Genomic DNA, 27,000 nt, shown 5'->3' with positions numbered 1-27,000 from the left:
TTACCAATAATGACTGGACGCCATGAATCCTTGGATTTTAGCAATAAGACCCCGTACGCTACCCGCGGCCATAGGTCCCCTACTGATAGGCAACATTCTCGCCCTGCATCTTGAGAGTTACAGCTGGTTAATCGCTGCCACTTCAATGTTGTGTGCTGTCTTATTACAAATCGCCGTCAACCTCGCTAACGACTATTTTGATTTTAAAAACGGCATAGATACAGACGAGCGCTTAGGGCCCGTTCGCGTGACTCAAAGTGGTTTAATTTCACCAACAAGCGTTCGCAATGCCATGATATTTTGTCTCTTAATGGCGCTTGCCGTGGGATCATATCTGATTTGGCACGGAGGCTGGCCCATCGCCATTCTCGCCGCAGCCGCTATTTTAGGTGCTCTTGGCTACAGTGGTGGCCCCTATCCCCTCGCCTCCCATGGGCTCGGTGAAGTAGCGGCATTTGTCTTTTTTGGCTTAGTTGCAGTGGTGGGCAGTTATTATTTGCAGGCGGGCGATACGACTATTAATGCTTGGTTATTAGGCTGTGCGATTGGCTTATTTAACGCTGCGATTATGTTGGTGAATAACACTCGCGACATCCGTACCGACACCCAAGCGGGCAAGCATACTCTAGCGGTACGTATCGGCGAAGCTCAGGCAAAAGTGCTTTATCAAGCCTTAATCTATTTGCCATTTGGCTTAGTCATCGCTGGCTTTTTATTCGGTATTCTACCCGGTTTACCAGTACTACTTGCGGGATTATCTCTGCTTATTGCCCGCAAACTCAGTAGCGATTTTTATGCAGTTTCTGGTGAAGCCTTAAATCCGTTACTCGGCCGCACAGCTAAGTTAACCATGATTTTCAGTACCTTGTTTAGCGTGGGTTTAGTGTTTACCGCATAAGAGTAAATCCGCTAAGCTAATACTACACCACAGCTCAATGCTGAATATAAAAAGGTTCATATCTTCGATAGATACGAACCTTTTTTATTGGCCGCAGCACAACTTCAATTTGGCTTATTATCGACGAGGGAAATCCTACCCTCCATTTATTGCCAGATATAACCAGAGATCAGCGTGTTTAACAAAATACCATTAAAGTTGCGTTTGGCATGGGATGAACCATTATGGCCTGCACCAAAACACACATGTAGCGGTAATAAATGTTCTTCCCGCGGATGACTAAAACGCGCTTCAGGGGCTGATTGCCAATGAATTAACGCTGTTTTTACCTCGGCAAAACTAACACTTGCCGTTAAAGTTTGCGTCAACCAATGATCAAATTCTGCACTGCGGCTTTGCACTGTGAGATCGCTTGAGAAAAATGCCCGCATATTGTGAAACGACATGCCAGACCCCACGAGCAACACCCCTTGGTCGCGCAGCGGCGCTAAAGCCTCCCCAATCGCTATATGGGTTTTAGGATCGAGGCTGTGGACTAACGACATCTGCACCACGGGAATATTCGCCTCAGGATACATCAACTTAAGTGGTACAAAGGTACCGTGATCAAATGCGCGTTCGCTATCTAAGCGGGCTGCGATGCCCTTATCCGCTAGCATATTCGCAATCTGTGCGGCTAATTCTGGCTCACCGGGTGCAGGATATGTCAGCTGATAAGCCTCAGGTGGAAATCCATAGTAATCATACAAAATACTTGGCTTTGGGCTACTCGACAAAGTCACCACAGATTCTTCCCAATGGGCAGTGATCAACACAATCGCCTTCGGAGTTGGCATTGGCGCTGTTACTGAAGTTAAAAATGCACGCAACTCCCTATGATTAACATCATTGAGCAAAGGCATAGGGCCACCACCATGGGGCACAAATAGCACAGGCATACGACTCGCGTTAACTTGCATCATAATCCTCTCGTGTTGATTAACTTATATCTGTACTACTGGCTTTAAACTCAGCATTTCTCGCTTAACTCACTGTTCTACATAACACTTCAATGCACGCTTAAAATGCGGAGCGATTCAGCACCAACTGCCGCTGAAATTGCACTAAACGCTCAATAATTTCATCCAGTTTGATAACCAGAAAGAGGCCAGCCGATAAACTCAATGCCGGCAGTGCATTAATCGGCGCTTCATAGTTAAAGTGGAAATAAATCGCCCCCAACATAATCGCCAGTAAACCGCTCGCCGATAGCACTCGGTAGTCACGTAGACACAACCCAAGGGCGCCAATCACTTCCATCAAACCAATAAAATAACCAAAACCAGTGGGAAGATTCATTAATGTGAACGGAACATGGAACATAGACACGCCAAATAACTTGGCAAATCCCGAGATGAAAAACACTATGCTCATCGCCAATGTGACGGTTACAGCGGCGCGATTGAGTGTATTGGCACAAAGGAATAACTTCTGTGTATCAACCTCTGCAACTAAGCCATTGATACTTGAACCCTTAGTATCACATAAGTTTGAAAATCGCATCGCACACACCCCATTAAACGTGATATTTGCCGTCAGTCTTGGGCATAAATTCGCAGACGACGAGTGAGAATGGAATCGATTATGAGCCGATAAAAGATAAATAAATATGGAATAAAATCTAATATCTCATAAACTAATAATTTATAACTTGCGAGCAATCCTTGTGACCTTAGACCAACTGCTGATGTTTAAAACCGTAGCTGAGGCGGGCTCACTCAAAGCCGCCAGTGACAAACTGCACAAAACCCAACCTGCCATTAGTCAAAGCATCAAACAGTTAGAATCCCAACTCGATCTTATCCTGTTTAATCGCGAAGGTTATCGACTCGCCATCACTGAGCAAGGTCGAAAACTGCTACAACATACCCTGCGGGTACTGAATGAAGCGCAGGAAATGAAGCAAGTAGCGAAGCATTTAGCCAAAGGCAATGAAGCGAGCATCACCTTAGCTTTTGAAGCCTCCTTTAATCTCGCTCGAATTTTGCCGATTTTAGAGCTGACTCAAAATGAGTTCCCATATACTCAAATTATTCTGAAACAAGAGTTTTTAACTGGAGCACTCGAAGCGCTAAATCAAGATAAAGCCGAAATCATCATCTCCGCAGGCGGAATTGAGCCCATACGCTCGAGTCATTTAGAATTAGCCTATTTATTTTCCGGTAGTCTGCTCGATGTCGCCGCACCGCGCATGCTTGAGCGTCATCCAACACTGACCTACGCACGAGAGCTCGTTAATGAATACCAAATCGTGATCCAAGATACGGGCTCAGGCACTGCGAATATTGAGTTTGGGGTACAGGCGGGGCAACGACGTTGGTATGTTAATGATTTTTATACCAAGAAAATGCTTATTCAAAGTGGTATGGGCTGGGGCAAGCTGCCGCACTATATGATTGAAGATTCACTCAAACAAGGTGCATTGATTGCACTGGATCTGCGTGAAAGGCAAAACAATATTCAACTCGATTACTATGTGATGCGAAAACCCCACTCACCTTTAGGCCCCGTCGCCCAAGCACTCTGGCAAAAGCTGATCGCCTTTTCATCTGAACTGAATGCTTAGGACTTCAAGCTTAAGATTTAGCTTAGTGACTTAAAATGAATTGAAGTCAAAAAGTCATAAGCCGTTATAAAATCATCGACCATAAAAAAAACGCCCCTTGATAAGGGCGTTTTCATTTTGTTAGCGGGCAGAACCTTAGACTAAACCTTAGCTAAGGTGCGCTCTTTGGCGCTCCAATCTAAGTGATATTTCTCGCCAGCTGGGGTATCGATACGCTCAAATGTATGGGAACCGAAAAAGTCACGCTGACCTTGGAGCAAGTTCGCTGGTAATGTTTCGCAGCGGTAACTGTCATAATACGCCAGTGCCGAACTAATACACGGTGCAGGAATGCCTTGCATTACCGCTGTCGCTACCGCAGTGCGCCACAGGCCTTGCTGTTCAGATAAGGCTGACGCAAAACTGTCGGCCATCAACAGATTGCTAAGATCAGATTTGTCTTCATAGGCTTGAGTGATTGATTGCAAGAAAGTCGCGCGAATAATACAACCCGCACGCCAAATTTTTGCAATTTCAGCAAAGTCTAACTGCCATTTTTGTTCATGAGCCGTCATCGCCATCAACTGGAAGCCTTGGGCGTAACAGCACACTTTCGCGCAATATAACGCGCTTTCAAGGGCTTCAATCAACAGTGCTTTTTGTGCGTCATCGATAACAGGTGCATTTGGCCCAGCCAATTTCTGGCTGAGTTGTAGACGTAAGGATTTTTGGGTACTTACGGCGCGCGCATACACAGCTTCAGCAATCGTCGGCGCCGGACAGCCAATTTGTAAACTGCTCACGGCCGTCCACAAACCCGTGCCTTTTTGGCCCGCTTTATCTAAGATCATTTCCACCAGCGGTTTACCCGTTAATGGATCGGCTTGTTTTAAGACTTCGGCACTGATCCCCATCAAATAGCTGTTTAAACTACCTTTGTTCCAGCGTTCAAACACATCGCCCACTTCTGCAGCGCTCATGCCTAAACCGTCATGCAGCATTTGATAGGCTTCGCAAATCAACTGCATGTCAGCGTATTCAATACCGTTATGCACCATCTTCACATAATGGCCAGAACCCGCAGGACCAATATAAGTCGTGCATGGCTCGCCTTCTGTCACGGGATTACCCGGCTCGAAACGTTCGATAGGTAGCCCAGTTTTGGCATCAACCTTAGCGGCAATCGCTTTCCAAATCGGCGCAACATGGTGCCATGCATCGATATCACCGCTAGGCATAAGTGAGGGTCCAAAACGCGCACCGACTTCGCCGCCCGAAACTGCAGAGCTGAAAAATACAAACTGCCCTTTGTAGCGCGCTTCACGCTCAACAGTGTCAGTCCATAGGCTGTTACCAGTATCGATCACAATATCATCGGACTCAATTCCGGCAGAAATCAAAGCACTACAGACACCATCGACGGGTGCACCCGCGGGAACAGAAAGCACAAAAATACGGGGTTTTGTGAGACTGGCTAACATTTCGGTAAGATTAGCACAGCCAAGAATGCGAGACTCAAGTCCAGCACGTTCCTGTTTTTCTTGCTGTATTACACCATTAACTTTAACAGGATCGAGGTCAAACGCGCTGACGTGATATTGGTTATCTGCGATGTTTAGCGCAAGGTTTTTACCCATAACACCAAGGCCAATTACGCCGATATCATTAAGATTGCTGTGGTTTTGCATTATATTATTCCCACGGGTCACAGAGGTTAGAGCTAACCAATTTTGAGGCGTAATTATACCGATCTTTGTAACTTAATTACCAGAGACATACGATTAGCAATTTCGATTGTGCCGAAAGTACCAATCGTTTAGGTCTCATTTTATCTAGGGCGTGTTGACGTTTCAGGGTTGTTTTTGCAGCGAGTTGGCTGGCTTTTATGCAAGGCAAAGCCCGTGCAGTGTAGTTATTCTACATAAACGGTTGATAACGCAGCAAAAACGCCAGCCAAACGCTGCCCGAAGGGTTCGTCTGGCAAGCTCTTGCTCTTTGTCACTCGTCATTTGAGTAGAATAACTACACGTCACTCCTCGTTTCGTGATCACGAGCTTGCCAGAGCGAACAAAATTTAATCTCGAAACGTCAACACACCCTAATAGAACCGTCAATTAATGGGCAAGTTTAAGCCCTAAAACACCCAGTAATATCAGTATCAAACTGGCGATTTTCAGTAAGCTAACGCCTTCTCCTAACAGGATAATTCCCGCAATTGCGGTACCCATGGCGCCAATACCGACCCACACACCGTAAGCAGTACCGATAGGCAGTTGCTTAACCGCGAGTCCGAGTAGCAACACACTCACTGCCATCGACGCCACTGTAAAGATACTTGGCCACAAACGCGTAAAACCGTCGGTATATTTAAGCCCTATAGCCCAACCAATTTCAAATAAACCCGCAAGAACTAATAAAAACCAACTCATAGTGAACTCCCATAAAGGGGTCGTCCCCATGTTAGATTAGGCGTATTTAGGGTCGTCCCTAAGCCATTTGATTACAGTAAAACTGTAGGTGATGATTGTGCGTGATAGCTGTACGTGATGAGCCTGCAAGACTAGCAAATTTGAGGTGGAAATTTCAATCTTTGATTTTGCCGAAATAAGAAATGCCATGAGCAAAAAGGCGATAGCAAGTTTGGTCAGTTTACTATCGCCTTGATATTTCAACTCTCTATAAGACCTTTACACTCTTTCTATAAAAGCCTTTACGCTCTATTTCTTACACTAAGGCATCGGCATAACCCATGCGAGTGAGCGCGGTACGCACTAACTCTAAGGTCTGTGGATCTTCTATAGTCGCTGGCGCGGTATATTGCTGATTATCGGCAATTTTTCGCATAGTACCGCGTAAAATTTTACCAGAGCGCGTTTTAGGTAATTTTTGAATCGCACTCACTAACCTAAAGGAGGCGACGGGACCAATTTCTTGGCGTACCAGTGTTATTAACTGTTTATGCAGTTCTTCATCACTGATCGTCACGCCTTTCTTGAGTACCACTAATCCGAGGGGAACTTGGCCCTTAAGCGCATCATCTACCCCAATTACCGCGGCTTCGGCCACATCAGGGTGTTGACATAACACTTCTTCGAAGCGTCCCGTCGATAGCCTGTGCCCCGCCACGTTTATGATGTCATCGATACGACTCATAATGTAGAGATAGCCGTCTTCATCGGTATAACCCGCATCGCCAGTTAAGTAGTAACCCGGATACATAGACAAGTAACTATCTTGATAGCGTTGATCATTTTGCCACAGTGTCGTTAAGGTTCCCGGCGGTAGAGGCAATTTAATCACTACATTACCCGAAGTATTGGCCGCAACTTGCTCACCTAATTCGTCCAGCACTTCAACCGCATAACCCGGCACAGGTAAAGCTGGCGAACCTGGTTTAATGGTAACCGGTGCTGTACCCATCAAGTTTGCCGCTACAGGCCAGCCCGTTTCGGTTTGCCACCAGTGATCAATAACAGGTTTAGCGAGTTTAGTGTGCGCCCAGACTAAGGTATCGGGATCGCAACGCTCCCCCGCCAAAAACACATTTTTAAGACAATTTAAATCAACACCTTGTAGATATTCACCGTCAGGATCTTCACGCTTGATTGCGCGAATAGCCGTCGGCGCGGTGAAAAAACTTTTGACTTTATATTTGGCAATCGAGCGCCAAAAAGCGCCGGGATCGGGCGTTCCCACAGGTTTGCCTTCATACATTAAGGTGGTGGCGCCCACCAGCAGTGGCCCATACACAATGTAAGAATGACCCACAACCCAACCCACATCGGACGCAGCCCAAAACACATCACCCGCTTGAATATCGTAAATATGCTGCATCGACCAAGCCAGAGCCACGGCATGACCACCATTATCGCGTACCACACCTTTAGGCTGACCCGTGGTGCCTGAGGTATAAAGCACATACAAGGGATCGGTAGCCTTGAGGACGACACAATCGGCCTTAGGTGCAGTTGCTAATGCGGCTTGCCAATCTAAGTCACGACCCTCAAGTAAATCGGCCTGATACTGGCTACGATTCAAAATTAGGCAGTGATCAACCTGATGCACTGACTGCGCTAATGCTTTATCTAACAGAGGCTTGTAAGGGATCACGCCCGAAGGCTCAATGCCGCAAGATGCAGACAAGACCAATTTAGGCTTAGCATCATTGATCCGAGTCGCGAGTTCATTGGCGGCAAAGCCACCAAAAACCACAGAATGAATCGCACCGATGCGGGCACAGGCCAGCATAGCGAAGACGGTTTCCGGCACCATAGGCATATAAATCACCACACGGTCGCCCTTCTCTATCCCAATAGATTGCATAAAGCCCGCAAGTCGGCTCACTTGAGCCTGTAGCTCCCCGTAGCTAATGCCGTATTCAGTGTCTGTCACTGGGCTCACATATTGGATAGCCACTTGATCACCACGTCCAGCCAGCACATGGCGATCAACGGCGTTATAACAAGTGTTCATCTCACCATCGGCGAACCAATGATAAAACGGCGCCTGCGATTCATCGAGCACCGTTTGCGCTGGTTGAATCCAATCGAGCGTCTTCGCCGCTTCTCCCCAGAATTCGGCTTTATTAAGCAAGGATGCTTGGTGCAACGCTTGATGTTTTTGTTGGTTCTGTTTTTGATTTGTGGCTTGCGCTACAGATGCATTTTGCTGTTCGGTCAACATATGTCCTCCAATCAGGACTGCGACTCACATCGTCAGCCGCAATAACTACCCCTTCCTGCTTCTATTATTAGCAAGGAGGTCTAAAGCCCACTATTAGACGTTAGCCTATAACCAGAAGATATTTGTGGTTTTATGTGAGAACACTAATTTAAAGCACACGTTTTAATCTCGCTGCACAGGCTTATGGCAATTGGGATTGACACTTTTTTGCCAACAGAATAAAAGCCAAAATCTTTACCTTTACGTAAACTTCATATATCTTGCTTAAAACTGATTATTTAGGGTGCATGAATGAGCGCAACGAACACACCACAAACGACTTACTCGATCAGTGATCTCTCAAAAGAGTTTGATATCACTACTCGTAGTATTCGTTTTTACGAAGACCAAGGTTTGCTTAAACCTAAACGCCGCGGCCAAACCCGTATTTATAGCCTCAAAGACAGGGTGCGTCTCAAGCTCATTCTGCGCGGTAAACGCTTGGGCTTTTCTTTGGCAGAAACCCGTCGTTTGTTCGAATTATACGATGCCGACAAGAGCAGCACCTCACAGCTCAATACCATGCTGGCGCTAGTGGAAGAAAAGAAGTCCGCACTACAACAGCAAATGGACGACATCAAAGTCGTATTAATGGAACTCAATTCCGCCGAGCAGCAGTGCCGTTTAGCCTTAGAAGATAACAAAACGGCAAAAGCCTAAATCCCCGTTGACACAAAATCAAATCAATTTGATGGCGATAACGACTACGGATTTAAGTACAAGATTTAAAAGACTCAAGCACCTAAAAATCATAAAAACTATAACAATCTGAAATTAGAACATCTGAAAGGACACAAGCAATGAACTCTCTCTACACAAGTCTAAATTTTGGCCTAGGCGAAGACGTCGAAATGCTGCGCGATGCAGTGCAGGATTTTGCCGCGAATGAAATCGCCCCAATTGCAGCGAAAGTGGATCACGACAATGCCTTTCCCAATGAACTTTGGCCTGTGCTTGGAGGAATGGGACTGCTCGGAGTAACTGTACCCGAAGAGTTCGGCGGCGCGAACATGGGCTACCTAGCCCACGTCGTCGCAATGGAAGAAATCTCCCGCGCATCAGCTTCTATCGGCCTAAGTTACGGCGCCCACTCAAACCTGTGTGTCAATCAAATCAACCGTAACGGTAATGCAGCGCAAAAAGCCAAGTACCTGCCAAAACTGGTGAGCGGTGAGCATATTGGCGCGCTAGCCATGAGTGAGCCAAACGCGGGTTCTGACGTGGTTTCGATGAAGCTGCATGCCCGTAAAGAAGGTGACCGATTCATCTTAAACGGCAACAAAATGTGGATCACTAACGGTCCAGATGCACACACCTATGTCATTTACGCGAAAACCGACTTAACCAAAGGCGCACACGGTATTACCGCCTTTATCGTTGAACGTGATTCGAAAGGTTTTAGCCAAGCGCAAAAGCTCGACAAACTCGGCATGCGCGGCTCCAACACCTGCGAACTAGTGTTTGAAGATGTAGAAGTACCAGAAGAAAACATTTTAGGCGGCCTCAATAACGGCGTAAAAGTGCTGATGAGCGGCCTCGATTACGAGCGCGTAGTACTGTCTGGCGGTCCGCTGGGGATCATGAATGCCTGTATGGATATCGTTGTGCCTTACATCCACGAGCGTGAGCAATTTGGCAAATCCATCGGTGAATTCCAACTAGTGCAAGGCAAGTTAGCCGACATGTACACAGGTATGAATGCCGCCAAATCCTATGTCTATAACGTGGCAAAATCCTGCGATCGCGGTGAAACCACCCGTAAAGATGCCGCAGGCGCCATTCTTTATAGCGCAGAACTCGCCACCAAAATGGCACTGGATGCAATTCAACTGCTAGGCGGCAATGGCTATGTCAACGAATACGCCACTGGCCGCTTACTGCGTGATGCCAAGCTGTATGAAATCGGCGCCGGCACATCAGAAATTCGCCGCATGCTGATTGGCCGCGAACTGTTCAATGAGTCGAAATAACGCGAGTTTAAATAATCTCTCACAAGTGAATGGGTAGCACCTCACTGTAACTTACAGTTTGCGCCACCCATTCGAGCAAAGTGATACCGAGTTTCCGCTTTATAAGGACAATCAAAGTGACGCAAATAAGCAGTCGTATCAACGCCCGTAGCGATGAATTTAAAGCAAAATCAGACGATATGGCCGCCCTAGTGGCCGATCTTAAAACTAAACTCAATAAAATCGAACTCGGCGGCGGCCCTGTGGCGCTAGAGCGCCATTTATCCCGCGGTAAATTACTGCCACGTCAACGGGTTGAAAAGCTGCTCGATGCAGGTTCACCCTTTTTAGAACTGTCGCAATTTGCCGCGTTTGAAGTCTACGACGAAGAAGTGCCCGCTGCGGGCATTATCGCTGGTATCGGCCGAGTGAGTGGCGTGGAGTGCATGATCATCGCCAACGACGCTACAGTTAAGGGCGGCACTTACTACCCGATTACCGTCAAAAAACACCTTCGTGCCCAAGATATTGCCAGCCGTTGTCACTTGCCTTGTATTTATTTAGTCGACTCGGGCGGCGCTAACCTGCCCCGTCAAGATGAAGTTTTCCCCGACCGCGACCATTTCGGCCGCATCTTTTACAACCAAGCGCAAATGTCCGCCAAAGGTATCCCACAAATTGCAGTGGTGATGGGCTTATGTACCGCAGGTGGTGCTTATGTGCCCGCCATGGCGGATGAATCCATTATCGTAAAAGATCAAGGCACGATTTTCTTAGCTGGCCCACCATTAGTGAAAGCGGCCACTGGCGAAGAAGTTAGCGCAGAAGAACTCGGCGGCGCCGAAGTGCACACCAAAATTTCCGGCGTGGCGGACCATTTAGCGCAAAACGATGAGCACGCGCTGGAGCTTGCCCGCCGCGCGGTATCACGCCTTAATCATCAAAAAGAAATCAAATCACTGCTGAACCCAGTCAAGCCGCCAAGATTTGACATTAGCGAACTGTACGGCATTGTCGGCACCGATCTTAAAAAGCCCTTTGATGTCAAAGAAGTGATCGCCCGTATCGTCGATGATTCTGATTTTGATGAGTTTAAAGCCAACTATGGCGCAACCTTAGTGTGCGGTTTTGCCCGTATTCACGGTTACCCTGTCGGTATCGTCGCCAACAACGGCATTTTGTTCTCAGAGTCGGCGCAAAAAGGCGCACACTTTATTGAACTATGCTGCCAGCGCAAAATTCCGCTGCTGTTCCTACAAAATATCACCGGCTTTATGGTGGGTAAAAAGTACGAACACGAAGGCATAGCCAAACACGGTGCCAAAATGGTAACCGCGGTGTCTTGTGCCAATGTGCCTAAATTTACTGTGATTATCGGCGGCAGCTACGGCGCGGGTAACTACGGCATGTGTGGCCGCGCGTTCGAACCGACCATGATGTGGATGTGGCCTAACGCCCGTATTTCTGTGATGGGCGGAGAGCAAGCCGCAGGCGTTCTTGCCACAGTGCGCCGCGACGGTTTAGCCCGTAAAGGTGAAGAATGGTCACTTGAGGATGAAAAAGCCTTTAAAGCGCCAATTGTCGCCCAGTACGATAAAGAAGGTCATCCGTATCATGCCAGTGCCCGTTTATGGGATGACGGCATTATCGACCCAGCGCAAACCCGCGATGTGGTCGGCCTTGCGCTATCGGCAGCATTAAATGCTCCTATCGAAGACACCCGCTTTGGTGTGTTCCGTATGTAAAAGGCACATGTGAAAAACATATGTCACACAAGAAGATAGGGAAAGAATAATGACAGACACATTAAACAGCGCTAGCGGCACAAAGGATTTAAGCAACTTACAGCACGTGAGCCATACGCTCAATAACGGCGTTGCCGAGCTGATTCTTGACCGAGCAGAAGTACACAACGCCTTCGATGAAGTGATGATTAGCGAGATGATTAGCGTCCTTAGCTATTTTGCTGAGCACAATCAATGCCAAGTACTGGTACTCAAAGCAAACGGCAAAAACTTCAGCGCCGGCGCCGATCTCAATTGGATGCGCAAGCAAGCCAAAATGGACTTTGAGCAAAATCTAAATGATGCCAAAGCCTTAGCAAAACTGATGCAAGATTTAGATACCTTTCCAAAACCCACCATTGCATTAGTGCAAGGCGCAGCCTTTGGCGGCGCACTGGGGCTGATTTGCGCTAGCGATATCGCTATCGCCACGACGCGCGCCAGTTTTTGCTTGAGCGAAGTCAAACTAGGATTGATTCCTGCGGTGATAAGCCCTTACGTTGCCCGTGCTATGGGTAACCGCGCATCGCGCCGCTACATGTTAACGGCTGAGCGTTTTAGTGCAGAAAACGCATTAAAGTTTAATGTCATTCATGAGATCAGCGATGACTTAGACGCCGCCGCAAAGCCTATTATTGATGCGCTGCTGGCCAATAGTCCGCAAGGCATGGCGTGGGTAAAAACACTGCTGTCGCATCTTGAAGATGGCGTGATAGACCAAAACACCATTGATTACACTAGCGAGCGTATCGCCCGCATTCGGGTATCAACCGAAGGCCAAGAAGGCTTAAACGCCTTTTTTGAGAAACGTCTGCCTAACTGGCAACAAGCGCACTCAACTCCCACGCAAAAGCCAAGTGATACCCAAGGAGCCCTTTGATGTTGACCAAGCACATGTTTACTAAACTATTAATTGCTAACCGCGGTGAAATCGCCTGTCGCATCATCAAAACGGCCCATGCCATGGGCGTTCGCACCGTTGCCCTATATTCCGATGCCGATAAAGAAGCGCGCCATGTCGCCATGGCCGACGAATCCTTCTATCTAGGCGGCAGTGCGCCGGCAGACTCCTATTTAAAGGGCGATTTGATTATCGATATCGCCAAAAAAGCCGGCGCCCAAGCCATTCACCCTGGGTACGGTTTCTTATCTGAAAACGCCGACTTTGCCCGTAAATGTGAAGCCGCAGGCATCGTCTTTGTTGGCCCAGGTAGCGATGCTATCGATGCCATGGGCAGTAAAAGCGCCGCTAAATCTATTATGACAGCGGCAAACGTGCCCTTAGTGCCCGGTTACCACGGCGATGACCAAACCGATGCGACCTTAAAAGCGGAGGCACTGAAAATCGGCTTCCCTATGCTGATTAAAGCGGCTTATGGCGGCGGCGGTAAAGGCATGCGTATCGTCGAGAATGAAGGCGAAATCATGGAAGCCGTTAACTCGGCGCGCCGTGAAGCGGCCTCTTCTTTTGGTAACGATAAGTTATTGATGGAGCGTTATTTACGCCAGCCGCGCCACGTCGAAGTGCAAGTGTTTGCCGACACCTTTGGCAACGCGATTTATTTATCGGATCGCGATTGTTCGATTCAACGTCGCCACCAAAAAGTGGTCGAAGAAGCGCCAGCGCCAGGGTTAAGCGATGCACTGCGCGCCCAAATGGGTGAAGCAGCCGTCGCGGCAGCCAAAGCCATCGATTATGTTGGCGCGGGGACTGTAGAGTTTCTGCTAGATACAGACAATAGCTTCTATTTTATGGAGATGAACACCCGTCTGCAGGTTGAGCATCCAGTGACTGAGATGGTCACAGGCCAAGATTTAGTGAAATGGCAATTGATGGTCGCCAGTGGTCAGCCACTACCCCTTAAGCAAGATGAAGTACGTATTCACGGCCACTCCTTTGAAGTGCGTATTTATGCCGAAGATCCACAGAATGAGTTTTTACCCGCCAGCGGTAAGCTCAACTTTTTGCGCGAACCCGAGCAAAGCAAATACGTGCGTATCGATTCGGGCATTCGTGAAAACGATGTGATCAGTAACTTCTACGATCCTATGATTGCCAAGCTTATCGTCTGGGATGAATCGCGCCCACGCGCCCTGCAACGTTTAGTGCATGCGTTAGAGTCGTATCAAATCAGCGGTCTTAAGCACAACATTGAGTTTTTGGCGAACATTGCCGAACACCCAGCGTTTGCCAATGCCGACTTTAGCACTGACTTTATTGGCCGTTATGGCGATACCCTGATTGGCACAGCTTCAAGCGAAGCTGATACTGCCCTTGCCTTTGCCGCGCTGTATCAAGTGCTTGCCCGTAAAGAAGCCGCCAAAGCGCAAGCTGTCAACAGCGCCGATCCTTACTCGCCTTGGGGTCAAGTGAGCGGCTTTAGACTCAACAGTTGCAGTCAGCACAATATTGCCCTGCTCGATGATGCCCATGAATTGCAGCAGTTAGTGATGCTCGATTTAGGCGGCATGTATCAGCTACCGCTGCACGGTCAAGATTGGTTACTAAATGGCGAGCTGAAACAAGATTTACTGCTCGCCGAAATCAACGGCCATAAGAGTAAAGTGCCCGTTAGTGCCCAAGGTGATGACTTTACGCTATTTTTATCCTCTGGCAGTTACCACTTTAAAGCAGTGCAAACACTCGTGGTCGAAGAACAAGCCAGCAATGCTGACAAGTTAAAAGCACCGATGAACGGTACGGTAGTGACCCATTTAGTCGATGTCGGCACACAAGTGAAATCGGGCCAAGGTTTGCTAGTGATGGAAGCCATGAAGATGGAATACACCATCGAAGCCCCCTTTGATGGCATAGTCACTGAGTTCTACTTTAAAGCGGGCGAGCTGGTCACCGATGGTGCAACCTTGCTTAACGTTGAGCCGTTAGAGACAAACGAGCCAACCGCGATCAAGGAAGCCTAAGATGTCGTTAGCCAATCTAAGCCAAGCAGCGAACGCCAAAGACAGGGTCAGTATCTTCGAGATGGGCGCACGCGACGGCCTGCAAAACGAAGTCGCAGTGCCGACGGCAGCTAAAATCGCCTTGATTGAATCGCTGGCAGGTGCGGGGCTTAAGCGTATCGAAGCAGGCAGCTTTGTGTCACCTAAATGGGTGCCACAAATGGCCGATTCTGCCGATGTGCTCAAACAAATACATCGTCAAAGCGACGTGGTGTATAGCGCGCTCACACCCAACGTCAAAGGCTTTGAACTGGCACTGGATGCAAAAGCGAGTGAGGTGGCAATATTTGGCGCCGCCTCACAAAGCTTTAGTCAGCGCAATATAAACTGCTCGATAGAAGAGTCGATTGAACGCTTTATCCCTTTGATGGAATTAGCAAAAAAACACAATATCCCAGTGCGTGGCTATGTGTCCTGTGTGCTCGGCTGCCCCTACGAAGGTGAGATAGCGGTCAGTGAAGTGGCCCGTGTGTCTGAAATCCTTTACAAAATGGGCTGTTACGAAATATCGCTTGGCGACACTATCGGTGTAGGCACGCCGCAAAAAGCCCGTAGAATGCTGCAAACCGTTGCTGAACATGTGCCTATGGACAAACTGGCGCTACACTTTCACGACACCTATGGCCAAGCACTCGCTAACATTTTGGCCTGCTTAGACTTAGGTGTGCGGGTGTTTGACTCCTCGGTTGCAGGTCTTGGCGGCTGCCCCTATGCCAAAGGCGCGTCGGGCAATCTTGCCACCGAAGACTTAGTGTATATGCTGCACGGCATGGGATTCGAAACGGGTATCGATTTACAAAAACTCGCGTTAGCAGGACAAGCTATCAGCACGCAGTTGAATCGCAACAACGGCTCGAAAGTGGCCACGGCCCTGTTAGCAAAATAGAACAACAATAATTAACGACAACAACCGTTATTGAAAACGCGCGTTATTTCCCGCGCGTTTTATACAGCATAAAAGGACATCACAATGGCAGGACTCAATAAAGTCGTCAGCAGCTATGAAGAAGCGTTAAACGGCTTATCAAACGACATGACCATTATGGTCGGCGGCTTTGGCCTGTGCGGCATTCCCGAAGGCTTAATCAATCAAATGGTTAAGATGGGCGTTAACGGTTTAACGGCGATATCAAACAACGCTGGCGTTGACGACTTTGGCCTTGGCTTACTGTTAAAACATCGCCAAATCGCCACTATGATCGCCTCTTACGTGGGCGAGAACGCCACTTTCGAGCAACAAATGCTCTCTGGCGAACTGAACGTGATTTTAACGCCCCAAGGCACGCTGGCGGAAAAGATCCGCGCAGGCGGCGCAGGTATTCCGGCATTTTTCACCGCTACAGGCTACGGCACGCCAGTCGCTGATGGCAAAGAAACCCGCGAAATCAAAGGTCGCCATTACGTATTAGAAGAGTCGCTGACCGCAGATTTTGCCTTAGTGCGCGCATGGAAAGCCGATACCATGGGTAATTTGGTGTTCCGTAAAACCGCCGCCAACTTTAACCCTATGATGGCGACCGCGGGCAAAATCACTGTGGTTGAAGCCGAGTTTATTGTTGAGCCGGGCGAGCTAGATCCAGATCATATCCACACGCCGGGCATCTATGTTGACCGCGTTATTCAAGGCAAGTTCGAGAAACGTATCGAGCAGCGCACGGTAAAAGCCGCGAAATAAAAGGCGCTGGCAAAACCTTGAAACACAGTTAACGCAATTGGCACTTAGCTCCCTAAAGTAAAAACTAAGGGTAAAAACCTAAGAGTAAAGACCAAAGCGTCAAAGCCAAATAGAAAGGATAGATATCATGGCATTATCAAGAGAACAACTGTCTCAGCGCGTCGCCAAAGAATTAAAAGACGGCTACTACGTTAACCTCGGCATCGGCATTCCAACACTGGTGGCCAACTACATTCCCGAAGGCATGGAAGTCATGTTGCAATCGGAAAATGGTCTACTCGGCATGGGCGAATTCCCCACCGAAGACACCATAGATCCGGATTTAATCAATGCGGGCAAACAAACCGTTACCGCAGTGAAAGGCGCCTCGTTTTTCTCATCGGCGGAAAGCTTTGCCATGATCCGTGGCGGCCATGTGGACTTAACCGTGCTCGGCGCCTTTGAAGTCGATGTGAACGGCTCTATCGCCTCATGGATGATCCCCGGCAAACTCATCAAAGGCATGGGCGGCGCGATGGATTTAGTCGCGGGCGCCGAAAACATTATCGTGACTATGATGCACGCCGATAAATACGGCAATTCTAAACTGCTACCCGTGTGCGAATTGCCGCTAACAGGTTACGGCTGCATTAAACGTGTCGTCACAGATTTAGCCTTTATCGAAATCAAAGATGGCGCATTCCATTTACTCGAGCGCGCACCAGGTGTCAGCGTCGAAGAAATCGTCAGCAAAACCGCCGGCAAGTTAATCGTGCCAGAGCATGTACCAGAAATGGTGTTTTAAGCGTTCTCTAAAATGCGCAAGTAACGTATAGCGGCTAAGGTTGAAACTCAAGTTAGTTTGAAGCTTTAACCTAAAGAATTTTGAGCGTTAACCGACGTTTTACGATACCAACAAGGCCCAAAAAATGATTCTGGGCCTCGTTGCTTTTGTTGTCCCCACGAAGCGGAGAACCATGAGTAAAATTCACCACCAGCTTGTTCACTACAAACCTTGTTTTTTGTGAGCTTTTGCAGTCTAGGTACTTTTTGAGAGCTTATCGCCATAAACAGCACTAATGCTCTGGCGACACGCCGTAAACCCATCCTTGGGGGCTCAACGAAAAAGTCCCTTTTTCCGATGGTCGCCAACGCAAGAGTGCGGTTTACTCCCCATCCCAGCATATTCAATAATGAACAATGTCGCGCATTAAACTGATAACACCATATGTTAGCAAGGTTCTTTGCTGGCGAATGTGTGTTCACCATCGCTACAACGGAGTCGCTTAATGCTTGCTTCAAAAGTGCTACAGATAGTGATATTTAGCGCCGTTGCGGTAAACTTGCCGCAGCCTAAATAATAAGGATGCTCAAGATGTTAGCCAAGTTTCTCAATAAGCGCAGTCGCAGTCGTAAACATATGCGCGATTATGCCAAAAACGTCTTTGAATATGACCAGTATTTACTGACCGATTATATCGACAGTGGGATGACAGATGGTTTCGAGAGAGTGAAACAATATCGTGAGTTTGATGAGGATTTTCGCCAGTGGGAATTATTTGGAGCTGAGTTTGGTGTACCCGAGTGTCATTGGGGCTATGTAGCCCAACTTACCTATATTGAATCGGGCTTGCTTGAGCCTAAGCCGCTTATGTGCTCGCTTGCTTACGGTTATTTTGCAACCGCCATTGATTACTATAAATATTGCTCATCGCTAGAAAAAACTGGCGGGATAGCAAACGCTATGTGGTCTACAATCAGCGTGTTTCGGCTTGTGCTGATGCTGTTAGCTGGGCTTAAACGCGAGGCGGACGAGCTGTACCACGCTGATGCAACCGCGCGGCGTTCGGGCTGGATTGTTCGCTCCCATGGCTTTATTGGCGATTTTTTGGTGCTGCTGTATGGCCGTTATCTGGGGCATATCGAGCCGCCTTTTACCACTGAAGTGCAAGTGACACTGCGAAAAACAGCTCCTTTCTCCTATGCGTCATTTTTAGATAACTGGGATACACAGGATATCGAATTCATCAGCACTATGCTGCAAACCCTCTGCGATGATCAGGTAGAACAAGCGATCATCGGGGATAAAAAGTGTTTTTTTGAGTTCCACAATGGACATCTATCATACATACCGTTGACGGCGTTAATGCTGCTAAAGCTTCGTGACCTCAGGGGCTTGCCTAATCCGCAGTTCAGTCATCCAGCCTTTGGCGATATCACAGCTTTGTTTGAACAAGTATCCACATCATTTAGTGATTATGTTGCAACGTTAGGGATACAGCGGATTGAAGATGCTGCCGATGAGGTGTTAACCAACACATTAACCAGAATGCAAAGCCAAGATTTTGATGCCCATGCTATTTTCGCCAAGCGACTGCCATCGTTTAGTGCTGGTTAAGATTTTGATTAACCAAATTTTCATAAAAAATGGATAACCAATAAAATCATGATTCTATTCATATTTAGGACCCAAGGCTTAAGGTTGAGCATATTCAAGCCTTAAGTCATCCACAATACAAGCCAGAGGAAAGCTTATGTACCAGATTGCGATTGTGATATTTGATGAATTTACCGATATCGATTTCTTCTTAATGCGCGATATTCTCGGCCGTACAAAAACCGATTGGACAGTAAAAGTACTCGGGACCAAACCTAGCCACATATCAAGCTTGGGGATGACGGTTGCAACCGATGGTCATGTGGCCGAAGTCGCTGATGCCGACGTGGTATTATTCAGCAGTGGTTACAAAGGCGTACCTGCGGCACTTGCTGATACTGAGTTTATGTCCGCCCTTAAATTAGATCCCACACGACAATTGCTTGGCAGTATCTGCGCGGGGTCATTCTTCTTTGCCAAATTAGGGCTACTCGACAATCTCTCGGCAACGACTCACCCCGATGCAAAACCTGCCCTAGTTGCCATGGGCGTCGATGTAGAAGACTGCGCCCTCGTGATTAATGGCAATATTGCCACTGCGGGCGGCTGCTTGTCCTCACTCTATTTAACGGGTTGGGTTGCGGAGCGTTTATTCGACAGTGCAAAACGCCGCGAAATTCACAGGCAGCTTATTCCTGCCGGGCAAACAGATATTTTTGAAGCATTAATCCAATCCTCCATCTCCGCGGCCATTCGTTAAAAGTGATGTAGATACTCTCGATGAATGAAAAAGATCCCATGATAAAACTTAAAAATCTTCTCGAGGCTATAAAAGCCGAGCATCAAATAACCACCCAGAATGAGCTTGTGGCTTTGCTATCGCAAAATGAATTACTCATTCAGCAAATCCAAGCTGCTGATGCGCAGTATTGGGTCAATTTTGCTAAGAATACCTTCGATGGTTGGTATTGCATTCGAACACCTATGCTCAGTACCTTTCATGTTTATTACCAAGAACGTGGACAAAACTGTTGGGGAGAAGATGTTTTTACCGAGCAAAGTGAAGCCATCGCTGCGGTTATTTTTATGTCTGGTATTTGGGATCAAGTCCCCTAGGACTAAGCAAGTAAAAGCCTGCTCACTCATCCTATATCTTCACCTTCACGAATGGCGATATATAACGAATCATTACGCGACTTTCAATATCGAAATCATCCTGTTAGGGTGAGTGCTTAGATTGACTCATAATAACAGACACATTTTTAGCGCTCTGTTTAACTCTCTCATTGTCCAAAGGAGCGGTATCTATGGACTGGCTTATTATTGCACTCGCTGGCTTTTTAGGCGGCATGCTAAATGCGGTTGCCGGTGGTGGCAGTTTTATTACCCTATTAGCGTTAGTGTTTGTCGGGGTTCCACCGATTGCGGCGAATGCCACGGGGACAGCCGCGCTGCTGCCCGGTTATATCGCCAGCGCATGGCGTTTTAGAAAGGATATCGAATATCCGGCGAGTCTCAGCCTTAAAAATCTGATCTTAATTGCTTTAATTGGCGGCAGTATTGGCGCGGGTATTTTGCTGACCACCAGCGAGCAAGTCTTCGCAAAGCTGATCCCTTGGCTGATTCTACTGGCCACCGTGGCCTTTATTGTTGGCCCTTGGTTACTCAAACGAAGAATCGCTGAGCAAGGCGAAAACACCTCGACGCCAATGTTAAGTCCGATAACGGCACTGATAATGCTGTCGGCTGTGTGTATCTATGGCGGTTATTTTAATGGTGGCTTAGGCATCATACTACTCGCAAGTTTTGGCCTGATGGGGCAAACCAATCTACATGGGATGAACGGACTTAAAAATCTGATTTCAGCCCTGCTCACCGCCATCGCCGTTGTGGTTTATGCCGCGGGCAATGTTATCGATGGGCAATATCTGTTGCTGCTTGCCGTTATGGCGATTGTCGGTGGTTATGTGGGGGCGGCGCTGGCCTACCGTATTTCACAGCCCTTGCTACGCGGCTTTATTGTGATCGTCGGTTTAGCAATGGCCTTAGGCTTTTTCATGCGCTAGTTTTTAATGCGTTAGTTTTCATACGTTAGGCTTTTGATTTGTGAAGCTTAAACTCATAAAAGCTGGACAGACGAATTTTCGATACAAGGTCTCGCCGATAAATTGCCCTTATGTGACTGACTTGTTACTCTGATCCATCCTATAGGAGAACACTGTGATTAAGGATAGCGATGAAACTGATGACCTTGAAGCTGAGGACCTTGAGACTGAGTAAATTAATACCAAAGGCCTTGAAGCTCAGCACCTTAAGTCTTGCCCTGTGTCTTATTGCAAGCTCACCGGCTATTTACGCCGAAACCGCTAGCGCAGAGACCATTAGCGTCAAAACGGAAACGGGTAATATTCAGGTAAAAACCATAGCCCAAGGGTTAGAAAATGTCTGGGGTATGGCATTCTTACCCGACGGCAGCATGCTCGTGACTGAACGCGCCGGCAGAATGCGCATTGTCAGCGCCGCAGGTAAAGTGGGCGACCCCTTAACGGGTTTGCCGCCTATGTATGCCAAAGGTCAAGGTGGTTTACTTGATGTCGTGCTTGCGCCAGATTTTGCTAGCAGCAAAAAAATCTATTTCAGTTATTCAGAACCCGCTGAAGGTGATGCAAGCGAGCTCAATAGCACAGCGGTCAGTTTTGCCACGCTCAATGGTAACAAGCTTGAAAATCTCACCCGCGTTTTTAGTCAGCACCCCAAAATCAACAGCGGTCACCATTTTGGATCTCGTTTAGTGTGGGCGCCTGATGGCACACTGTTTATCACACTCGGCGATCGCTATAGCGAAAAAGATAGCGCCCAAACATTGGACAATCATTTAGGCAAAGTGGTGCGTATTCATGCCGATGGCTCAGTGCCTCAGGATAACCCCTTCGTCAATACGGCTGGCGCCTTACCCGAGATCTGGTCTATTGGTCATCGCAATATGCAGGGCGCGGCGATTAATCCCGTCAGCAAAGTATTGTGGACGGGCGAGCATGGGCCCCAGGGCGGCGATGAACTCAATATCGACCAAGCGGCTAAAAACTATGGCTGGCCGGTGATTACCTATGGTGAGAATTATGGTGGCGGCAACATCGGCGAAGGCACCCATAAGGTGGGAATGGAGCAACCCGTCTACAAATGGGTTCCCTCGATTGCCACGGCGGGCTTTATGTTTTACACAGGTGATAAATTTCCACAGTGGCGAAATAATCTGTTACTCGCCAGCCTAAAGGGAAAAACACTGGTGCGTTTAGTGCTTGATGGCGACAAGATAATTAAAGAAGAGCGGCTACTGAAAACTGAATTAGGGCAAAGATTGCGCTCAGTCGTGCAAGGGCCAGATGGACTGATTTATCTCGTAACCGATGAAGCTAAATCAAAAATTTACCAGTTATCGCCGCAGTAATCTTAATCGCTGCACTTTTATCACAGTGCTTTAACTAAACCATGTTAACCACAGCAATAAACTCAATCGATAGAGAATTTAAGCCTTAAAACGACAAAGAGTGTTCATCAGGAACACTCTTTGTCGTTGGCGTGGCGCTTAATTCATGCCTTTATTCGTTCACCACACACATGCCCTGCTCGGTTTGTACATAGGGAGCTAAAATAGGCATCATGCCCTTCATCACCTGCAATGGCAGCGCTGAAGTAAAACTAAAATCATCGGATTTACTGCCTGGCACGAAGGCGGTCAAAGTACCGAAGTATTTGTCACCTAGATAAAACACGAATGTCGCGGTGCGGTTCATCGCCGTAGTCGCCACTTTTTTACCTTGCTGCATCTGAGTCACAATACGGTTATCACCGGTGCCGGTTTTCCCGCCTATGGCTAACATGCCACCTTTTTCATCGGTAAAAATGCCCTTTAAACGACGTGCGGTGCCGTTTTGCACTACGTTCGCCAGCGCTGCTTTTAAGGCTTGTGCTACTTCATGGCGCATTACCCGCTCACCTTGGGTGTTCTGATTCTGCAATCTCACTTCATAGGGCGTATCTGCGGCGAAATGCAGCTGATTGATACGCACTGTGGGCAAACGATAGCCGTCGTTTTGAATAATGCCCATCAGCTCGGCTAAGGCTGCGGGTCGGTCACCCGAGCTACCCAGTGCTGAGCCTAAGGATGGCACCATAGAATCAAAGGGATAACCTAAACGCGCCCAACGTTGATGTATGTCAAGGAAGGCTTCAACTTCAAGCATCACTTGCACTCGTACGTCACGGGCGTTTTTATGCCGCGTCCTAAACAACCAACGGTAAACCTCTTGACGTTGTGCTTCACTCGCCTGTTTAACATCGTTCAAGTTGGCATCAGGATTATGATTAAGATAATCCAGCACCCACAATTCCAAGGGATGCACCCGTGCGATATAGCCTTGATCTGGCAAATTATATTTATCCGGACCGTACTTATTATATAAGCTCTTAATACGACCATCGGTATAGCTCACCTGCGGCAATCTTTGCTTCAAGAAGGCCTTAAATGCCGCCATAGGTTCATCGGGCAGTAGATAGCGATACGCCGCCGTCAACTGCTGCTCCGACTGGGACAAACCGTCAAAAAACATGTCGAAACGCTCATTCGCAGCCACTTTTTTGTACTTGCGATAAAACTTAGTAACGAAGGTATTACCTTCTCTATCAGCAAATACCCGCAGATATTCGTCACGGCGCGGATCTTTATCATTACGCAGCAACTGGGCCATATTGCCCTCGTTTTGCATACTACTGCTGTAATTCACAATATCGCGCATGAGGCGCACAAACGGCAAGTTAACCGAATCCTGCAGGGCTTGGTAAAGTGTTGGCGTTTTTAAATCTTCTGTTTTTTTAAAGTTATTAAACACATGCAACCCACCACCGGTAAAAAATTGTTCACTGGTTGAGGCCGAATATTCTCGCTGTAACGCCGCATCTAACATGCGGTCTAAACGTCTGTCGGGATTCAAAATCAAGTAATCAATCGCCCAACGGGTTAAATGATCCCTAGGTTCGATAATGATGGATTCCAATTCAATCCCATGTTTCTTGGAATACTTGTCGTGGATCTCGGCAATGATTTCTAAGTAGGTCGCCATCACCCGCAATTTAGCGGTTGAGCCCAATTCCAACTTACTGCCCTCGTTAATATCAAAAGGCTGATCGGTGCTATCCGTCTGCACTCTAACTCGGTTGGCGGTCTCAGTGCGCTCATAAAGCGTAAAGCTATACAGTACGTTTTGCAGTTGACTTGGGTCGAGTAACCGTTCGCCAAGCAGACCCACTTTCTCCGCGGTAGGCACTTGCGCCAGACTGCGTAAGTAGTGACTGACTTTCTGCTGTAAGTCACTGTGTAAGCTACTGTTGACCGTCAAATCGAGCCTGTCTAAATCATACAGCCCCACATTTAACATGCCTGCGGTGCGAATGCGAACTGTGTTCACACCCTTATCTGCGCCAGATTGGGTATTACGTTGCGGCTTGGCGACCTTAAACTGCAATTTCTGCGCGAGTGCAGCATCACGTAGACCACGATCAATCAAATAATACTGGCCGAGTAAACGAATATGGCTATCGACTAAGTTTTCAAGATCTTCATGACCTTGTAGTAGATAGTAGGACGGACGACGTTGGGCGATCATCAAGGCAACCACTTGTCGGAATACTTGTCCGCGCTTGGTGGCATTACCTTTGATCTGCGGCGATGCTAACAGCTTGTTTGCAGTATCGAAATCGGTACCAAACCACGCCCACAGTCCATCACCAATACCATGAACTTCACCATGATTTGGCGCCGAAGATAATGGCACGGTATTCAGATAATCTTGAACGATGCGCTTACGAGCAGGTTCAGTGTTTTCACCTTGTTGGTACACGCGCACGCTGGCCGAGCCAATTTGCAGTAACTTGTCTTTAATACTCAAGGTTAAACCTTGGGAAGAATGGCGGAATTTCTCAATCTGAGTCGCGAGTGTACTGCCACCCGCGGTAGAGACATTCATACCAACCATTTCAGCAATTTGGCTCATGCCTGCCACCACAAAACGTGGCCAGTCGATCACAGGATTGAGTTTCTCTTCCGTCGTCCATAACTCGCGGTTTTCAATAAACAGTAAAGTATTAACGATTTCATTGGGGATCTTATCGTCGTCCTGATAAACCCGTTTAGGATAAGCAAATTCGTATAAATCGGTATTGCGGCAATCGAGCAGCGTCAACCCAGATTGAGCCTTTTCATGGTAAGGCGGAAAAAATCCAAGTTGAGCGTATTCCTGCAACGCTGGCGAAAACGCCACTTGTTGCGTTACCTGAAAATTCCGTTGCAATAACCTATCAATATACTGAGGTAACTTACTGTAGCCATGGCGCTCATCAAAAGGACCATAACTAGGATAAATAACCGCTTGGCTCGGTGAGCTTTCTAATTCATAGGTGAGCGTCTTAGCATATTGATTGATGAATTTTGCTTGGTAAAACGAAGTTTTAACCTCAAGTCCAATCAGCAATGCAGCGCAGCAAATCAGAATAAAAAATAAGAACCAGACCCTGCCCTTTGATCTGGCTTTACGCGGCGGCTTAACCTTAGCTTTAGGCTCAGGTTGTGGTGGACGAGGACGATAATTTTCGAACTTCATCTCTGATGTGGAATTAGGCAAAACAGCTCCAAAAAACACTAAAATATTCATCTTTCATGCAACTCAGCAAATCCGTTGCCACTCAGTAAAGCAAGATATCAAACTCATCTAGCCATTATCCGGCTCTATTAATTAGTCTTAGTACCCATTATGTTCCACACTTTATCAAACCTAACTTCACTGTAAAGAAGGGTGCCTGTGACCCACAACCGCCACTAATCAATACTAATGTTAAGCTGATAGTACATTTTGCCAAATATTAATTTGTTGATATCAAGGTATTTTCAGCGATTAAGGCAACAGACAGTATGACTTAAAAACAAAACGAGCTAATTTAAGTCGCACAAAAAGAATGAGTCGCTCAATAATCACACTATTAACGAAGCCTCATCCCACATATTCATGCGCATCCCAGATAAATTCACGAAAATGTTTGCGACAGACAGACTCGTAACTTTCATTACCACCAATCGCCACTTGCTCACCCTCGCGCATCACCTTGCCTTCACCATCAAGACGCACCACCATGTTAGCCTTACGTCCACAATGGCAAATAGTCTTCAACTCAACTAATTTATCGGCCCAAGCTAATAAATAATGACTGCCGCTAAAAAGTTCGCCTTGAAAGTCCGTTCTTAGGCCATAGCAGAGTACAGGAATATCAATATTATCGACCACATGCGTCAGCTGCTTAACCTGTTCTTTACTCAAAAACTGACACTCATCCACTAGCACACAGCTTAATGGCGTGGCTTGATGCACATCGCTAATCATTTGAGTCAAATCATCTTGGCTACTAAATACCTGTGCTTCGGTTTCAATGCCAATACGTGAGGCCACTTTACCTTTGCCATATCTGTCGTCTATGGAGGCTGTCATGACCAAAGTATTCATACCGCGTTCACGGTAGTTATAGGATGACTGTAATAGGGAAGTGGATTTACCCGCGTTCATTGCCGAATAATAAAAATACAATTGAGCCAAGACTTATACCCTTTAAAAACGTTAGCGCTTACGCGTCTGCTACCAGAGCCAAATTGAGCGCTAGTCTAACATTGCGCTTCACATCAGAACACTAGCAGCCGCTAAGCTTTTATCATGAAATTCTGCAATGACACCAACTTATCAATCATTTTAATCCCCAATCGCCTCCTGAAATATTTCGAGTCCACTTCATTTAATACTCTTCCCTGCAAAAAACATAAAAAACGCCCCGATGCCGTTCAATTGTTAATGAAAGCTTAACTGAAACTTAAATGTTGTTTCATAAGGAAAAATTAGTAAAAGTTAAATTTAAAAAGTGCGATCTACCTCCAAAGTAATAGGTATAAATGGGCTTGCGCTCAAAAAATAAACATAGCGTTAACAGTAATATTTCATTCGAGACAAAACGTGCTCAATTAAAAAAAGAAAAG

General features: G+C 47.2%; 22 protein-coding genes. 15 read left to right on the top strand and 7 right to left on the bottom strand.

Going from position 1 to position 27,000, the window contains the following annotated elements; all coding sequences use genetic code 11:
- Nucleotides 1-22: 22 nt before the first annotated feature.
- On the top strand, nt 23-898 hold the full coding sequence (locus AAA952_RS17940) for a 1,4-dihydroxy-2-naphthoate polyprenyltransferase (protein ID WP_028761099.1): 876 nt from the start codon (nt 23-25) through the stop codon (nt 896-898).
- A gap of 146 nt (nt 899-1,044) precedes the next feature.
- Here AAA952_RS17940 and AAA952_RS17935 read toward each other — a convergent pair whose 3' ends face one another.
- Together AAA952_RS17935 and AAA952_RS17930 are read right to left on the bottom strand one after the other, a co-directional pair.
- Nucleotides 1,045-1,860, bottom strand: coding sequence for a DODA-type extradiol aromatic ring-opening family dioxygenase (locus tag AAA952_RS17935; RefSeq protein ID WP_338258742.1), 816 nt, complete (start codon nt 1,858-1,860; stop codon nt 1,045-1,047).
- 97 nt (nt 1,861-1,957) lie between these two features.
- Nucleotides 1,958-2,440, bottom strand: coding sequence for a DoxX family protein (locus AAA952_RS17930; protein ID WP_028761101.1), 483 nt, complete (start codon nt 2,438-2,440; stop codon nt 1,958-1,960).
- A 163-nt stretch (nt 2,441-2,603) separates the two neighbouring features.
- On the opposite strand from AAA952_RS17930, the gene AAA952_RS17925 reads away from it, so the two are divergent.
- Entirely contained in the window at nt 2,604-3,503 is a 900-nt protein-coding gene (locus tag AAA952_RS17925) for a LysR family transcriptional regulator (RefSeq protein WP_338258741.1), read from the top strand.
- Nucleotides 3,504-3,643: 140 nt separating this feature from the next.
- On the opposite strand, the gene gndA is transcribed toward AAA952_RS17925, so the two are convergent.
- From gndA to AAA952_RS17910, 3 genes are all read right to left on the bottom strand, one after another.
- Nucleotides 3,644-5,170, bottom strand: a complete 1,527-nt coding sequence (gene gndA / locus AAA952_RS17920) for an NADP-dependent phosphogluconate dehydrogenase (protein ID WP_338258740.1) — start codon at nt 5,168-5,170, stop codon at nt 3,644-3,646.
- Between the two features lie 426 nt (nt 5,171-5,596).
- Nucleotides 5,597-5,911 (bottom strand): quaternary ammonium compound efflux SMR transporter SugE, encoded by a 315-nt coding sequence (sugE, locus tag AAA952_RS17915; protein ID WP_028761104.1) that lies wholly within the window; start codon nt 5,909-5,911, stop codon nt 5,597-5,599.
- A gap of 295 nt (nt 5,912-6,206) precedes the next feature.
- Nucleotides 6,207-8,165 (bottom strand): propionyl-CoA synthetase, encoded by a 1,959-nt coding sequence (locus tag AAA952_RS17910; RefSeq protein ID WP_338258739.1) that lies wholly within the window; start codon nt 8,163-8,165, stop codon nt 6,207-6,209.
- A 291-nt stretch (nt 8,166-8,456) separates the two neighbouring features.
- On the opposite strand from AAA952_RS17910, the gene AAA952_RS17905 reads away from it, so the two are divergent.
- From AAA952_RS17905 to AAA952_RS17845, 13 genes are all read left to right on the top strand, one after another.
- On the top strand, nt 8,457-8,864 hold the full coding sequence (locus AAA952_RS17905; protein WP_006082318.1) for a MerR family transcriptional regulator: 408 nt from the start codon (nt 8,457-8,459) through the stop codon (nt 8,862-8,864).
- 140 nt (nt 8,865-9,004) lie between these two features.
- Complete coding sequence (locus AAA952_RS17900; RefSeq protein ID WP_338258738.1) at nt 9,005-10,174, top strand: isovaleryl-CoA dehydrogenase; 1,170 nt, start codon at nt 9,005-9,007, stop codon at nt 10,172-10,174.
- Nucleotides 10,175-10,290: 116 nt separating this feature from the next.
- Nucleotides 10,291-11,898 carry a carboxyl transferase domain-containing protein gene (locus AAA952_RS17895; RefSeq protein WP_338258737.1) on the top strand — a complete coding sequence of 536 codons (1,608 nt, stop codon included), beginning with the start codon at nt 10,291-10,293 and terminating at the stop codon, nt 11,896-11,898.
- A 49-nt stretch (nt 11,899-11,947) separates the two neighbouring features.
- Nucleotides 11,948-12,817, top strand: a complete 870-nt coding sequence (locus tag AAA952_RS17890) for an enoyl-CoA hydratase-related protein (RefSeq protein WP_338258736.1) — start codon at nt 11,948-11,950, stop codon at nt 12,815-12,817.
- Complete coding sequence (locus AAA952_RS17885; RefSeq protein ID WP_338258735.1) at nt 12,817-14,859, top strand: acetyl/propionyl/methylcrotonyl-CoA carboxylase subunit alpha; 2,043 nt, start codon at nt 12,817-12,819, stop codon at nt 14,857-14,859. The genes AAA952_RS17890 and AAA952_RS17885 overlap by 1 nt, the downstream gene beginning before the upstream one ends.
- A 1-nt stretch (nt 14,860) precedes the next feature.
- Nucleotides 14,861-15,784: a hydroxymethylglutaryl-CoA lyase gene (locus AAA952_RS17880; protein ID WP_338258734.1), complete on the top strand. Its 924-nt coding sequence runs from the start codon at nt 14,861-14,863 to the stop codon at nt 15,782-15,784.
- Nucleotides 15,785-15,868: 84 nt separating this feature from the next.
- Nucleotides 15,869-16,573 carry a CoA transferase subunit A gene (locus AAA952_RS17875; RefSeq protein ID WP_063884906.1) on the top strand — a complete coding sequence of 235 codons (705 nt, stop codon included), beginning with the start codon at nt 15,869-15,871 and terminating at the stop codon, nt 16,571-16,573.
- Nucleotides 16,574-16,700: 127 nt separating this feature from the next.
- Entirely contained in the window at nt 16,701-17,357 is a 657-nt protein-coding gene (locus AAA952_RS17870; protein WP_338258733.1) for a 3-oxoacid CoA-transferase subunit B, read from the top strand.
- Between the two features lie 570 nt (nt 17,358-17,927).
- Nucleotides 17,928-18,950, top strand: a complete 1,023-nt coding sequence (locus tag AAA952_RS17865; protein ID WP_338258732.1) for a hypothetical protein — start codon at nt 17,928-17,930, stop codon at nt 18,948-18,950.
- 136 nt (nt 18,951-19,086) lie between these two features.
- A complete protein-coding gene (locus AAA952_RS17860; RefSeq protein ID WP_113940987.1) occupies nt 19,087-19,689 on the top strand; it encodes a DJ-1/PfpI family protein in 603 nt (200 codons plus the stop codon).
- Nucleotides 19,690-19,727: 38 nt separating this feature from the next.
- Nucleotides 19,728-20,045 (top strand): cytoplasmic protein, encoded by a 318-nt coding sequence (locus tag AAA952_RS17855; RefSeq protein WP_212600851.1) that lies wholly within the window; start codon nt 19,728-19,730, stop codon nt 20,043-20,045.
- Nucleotides 20,046-20,236: 191 nt separating this feature from the next.
- Nucleotides 20,237-20,995 (top strand): sulfite exporter TauE/SafE family protein, encoded by a 759-nt coding sequence (locus AAA952_RS17850; protein WP_338258731.1) that lies wholly within the window; start codon nt 20,237-20,239, stop codon nt 20,993-20,995.
- A gap of 170 nt (nt 20,996-21,165) precedes the next feature.
- Nucleotides 21,166-22,377 (top strand): PQQ-dependent sugar dehydrogenase, encoded by a 1,212-nt coding sequence (locus AAA952_RS17845; RefSeq protein WP_338258730.1) that lies wholly within the window; start codon nt 21,166-21,168, stop codon nt 22,375-22,377.
- A 151-nt stretch (nt 22,378-22,528) separates the two neighbouring features.
- On the opposite strand, the gene AAA952_RS17840 is transcribed toward AAA952_RS17845, so the two are convergent.
- Both AAA952_RS17840 and AAA952_RS17835 read right to left on the bottom strand, forming a co-directional pair.
- Nucleotides 22,529-25,606, bottom strand: a complete 3,078-nt coding sequence (locus tag AAA952_RS17840) for a transglycosylase domain-containing protein (protein ID WP_105252041.1) — start codon at nt 25,604-25,606, stop codon at nt 22,529-22,531.
- A 366-nt stretch (nt 25,607-25,972) separates the two neighbouring features.
- A complete protein-coding gene (locus AAA952_RS17835; protein WP_028761119.1) occupies nt 25,973-26,569 on the bottom strand; it encodes a thymidine kinase in 597 nt (198 codons plus the stop codon).
- Nucleotides 26,570-27,000 lie beyond the last annotated feature (431 nt).

Source organism: Shewanella sp. M-Br (assembly GCF_036245925.1).
In the GTDB taxonomy this organism is placed as follows: Bacteria; Pseudomonadota; Gammaproteobacteria; order Enterobacterales; family Shewanellaceae; genus Shewanella; species Shewanella oncorhynchi.
This window is presented reverse-complemented; position numbering and strand designations above follow the sequence as displayed.

Excerpts from the sequence above, each read along its gene's own strand:
- AAA952_RS17940 (WP_028761099.1), top strand. The coding sequence starts at position 23 with ATGAATCCTTGGATTTTAGCAATAAGACCCCGTACGCTACCCGCGGCC.
- AAA952_RS17935 (WP_338258742.1), bottom strand. The coding sequence starts at position 1,860 with ATGATGCAAGTTAACGCGAGTCGTATGCCTGTGCTATTTGTGCCCCAT.
- AAA952_RS17930 (WP_028761101.1), bottom strand. The coding sequence starts at position 2,440 with ATGCGATTTTCAAACTTATGTGATACTAAGGGTTCAAGTATCAATGGC.
- gndA (WP_338258740.1), bottom strand. The coding sequence starts at position 5,170 with ATGCAAAACCACAGCAATCTTAATGATATCGGCGTAATTGGCCTTGGT.
- sugE (WP_028761104.1), bottom strand. The coding sequence starts at position 5,911 with ATGAGTTGGTTTTTATTAGTTCTTGCGGGTTTATTTGAAATTGGTTGG.
- AAA952_RS17910 (WP_338258739.1), bottom strand. The coding sequence starts at position 8,165 with ATGTTGACCGAACAGCAAAATGCATCTGTAGCGCAAGCCACAAATCAA.
- AAA952_RS17905 (WP_006082318.1), top strand. The coding sequence starts at position 8,457 with ATGAGCGCAACGAACACACCACAAACGACTTACTCGATCAGTGATCTC.
- AAA952_RS17900 (WP_338258738.1), top strand. The coding sequence starts at position 9,005 with ATGAACTCTCTCTACACAAGTCTAAATTTTGGCCTAGGCGAAGACGTC.
- AAA952_RS17890 (WP_338258736.1), top strand. The coding sequence starts at position 11,948 with ATGACAGACACATTAAACAGCGCTAGCGGCACAAAGGATTTAAGCAAC.
- AAA952_RS17885 (WP_338258735.1), top strand. The coding sequence starts at position 12,817 with ATGTTGACCAAGCACATGTTTACTAAACTATTAATTGCTAACCGCGGT.
- AAA952_RS17880 (WP_338258734.1), top strand. The coding sequence starts at position 14,861 with ATGTCGTTAGCCAATCTAAGCCAAGCAGCGAACGCCAAAGACAGGGTC.
- AAA952_RS17875 (WP_063884906.1), top strand. The coding sequence starts at position 15,869 with ATGGCAGGACTCAATAAAGTCGTCAGCAGCTATGAAGAAGCGTTAAAC.
- AAA952_RS17870 (WP_338258733.1), top strand. The coding sequence starts at position 16,701 with ATGGCATTATCAAGAGAACAACTGTCTCAGCGCGTCGCCAAAGAATTA.
- AAA952_RS17865 (WP_338258732.1), top strand. The coding sequence starts at position 17,928 with ATGTTAGCCAAGTTTCTCAATAAGCGCAGTCGCAGTCGTAAACATATG.
- AAA952_RS17860 (WP_113940987.1), top strand. The coding sequence starts at position 19,087 with ATGTACCAGATTGCGATTGTGATATTTGATGAATTTACCGATATCGAT.
- AAA952_RS17855 (WP_212600851.1), top strand. The coding sequence starts at position 19,728 with ATGATAAAACTTAAAAATCTTCTCGAGGCTATAAAAGCCGAGCATCAA.
- AAA952_RS17850 (WP_338258731.1), top strand. The coding sequence starts at position 20,237 with ATGGACTGGCTTATTATTGCACTCGCTGGCTTTTTAGGCGGCATGCTA.
- AAA952_RS17845 (WP_338258730.1), top strand. The coding sequence starts at position 21,166 with ATGAAACTGATGACCTTGAAGCTGAGGACCTTGAGACTGAGTAAATTA.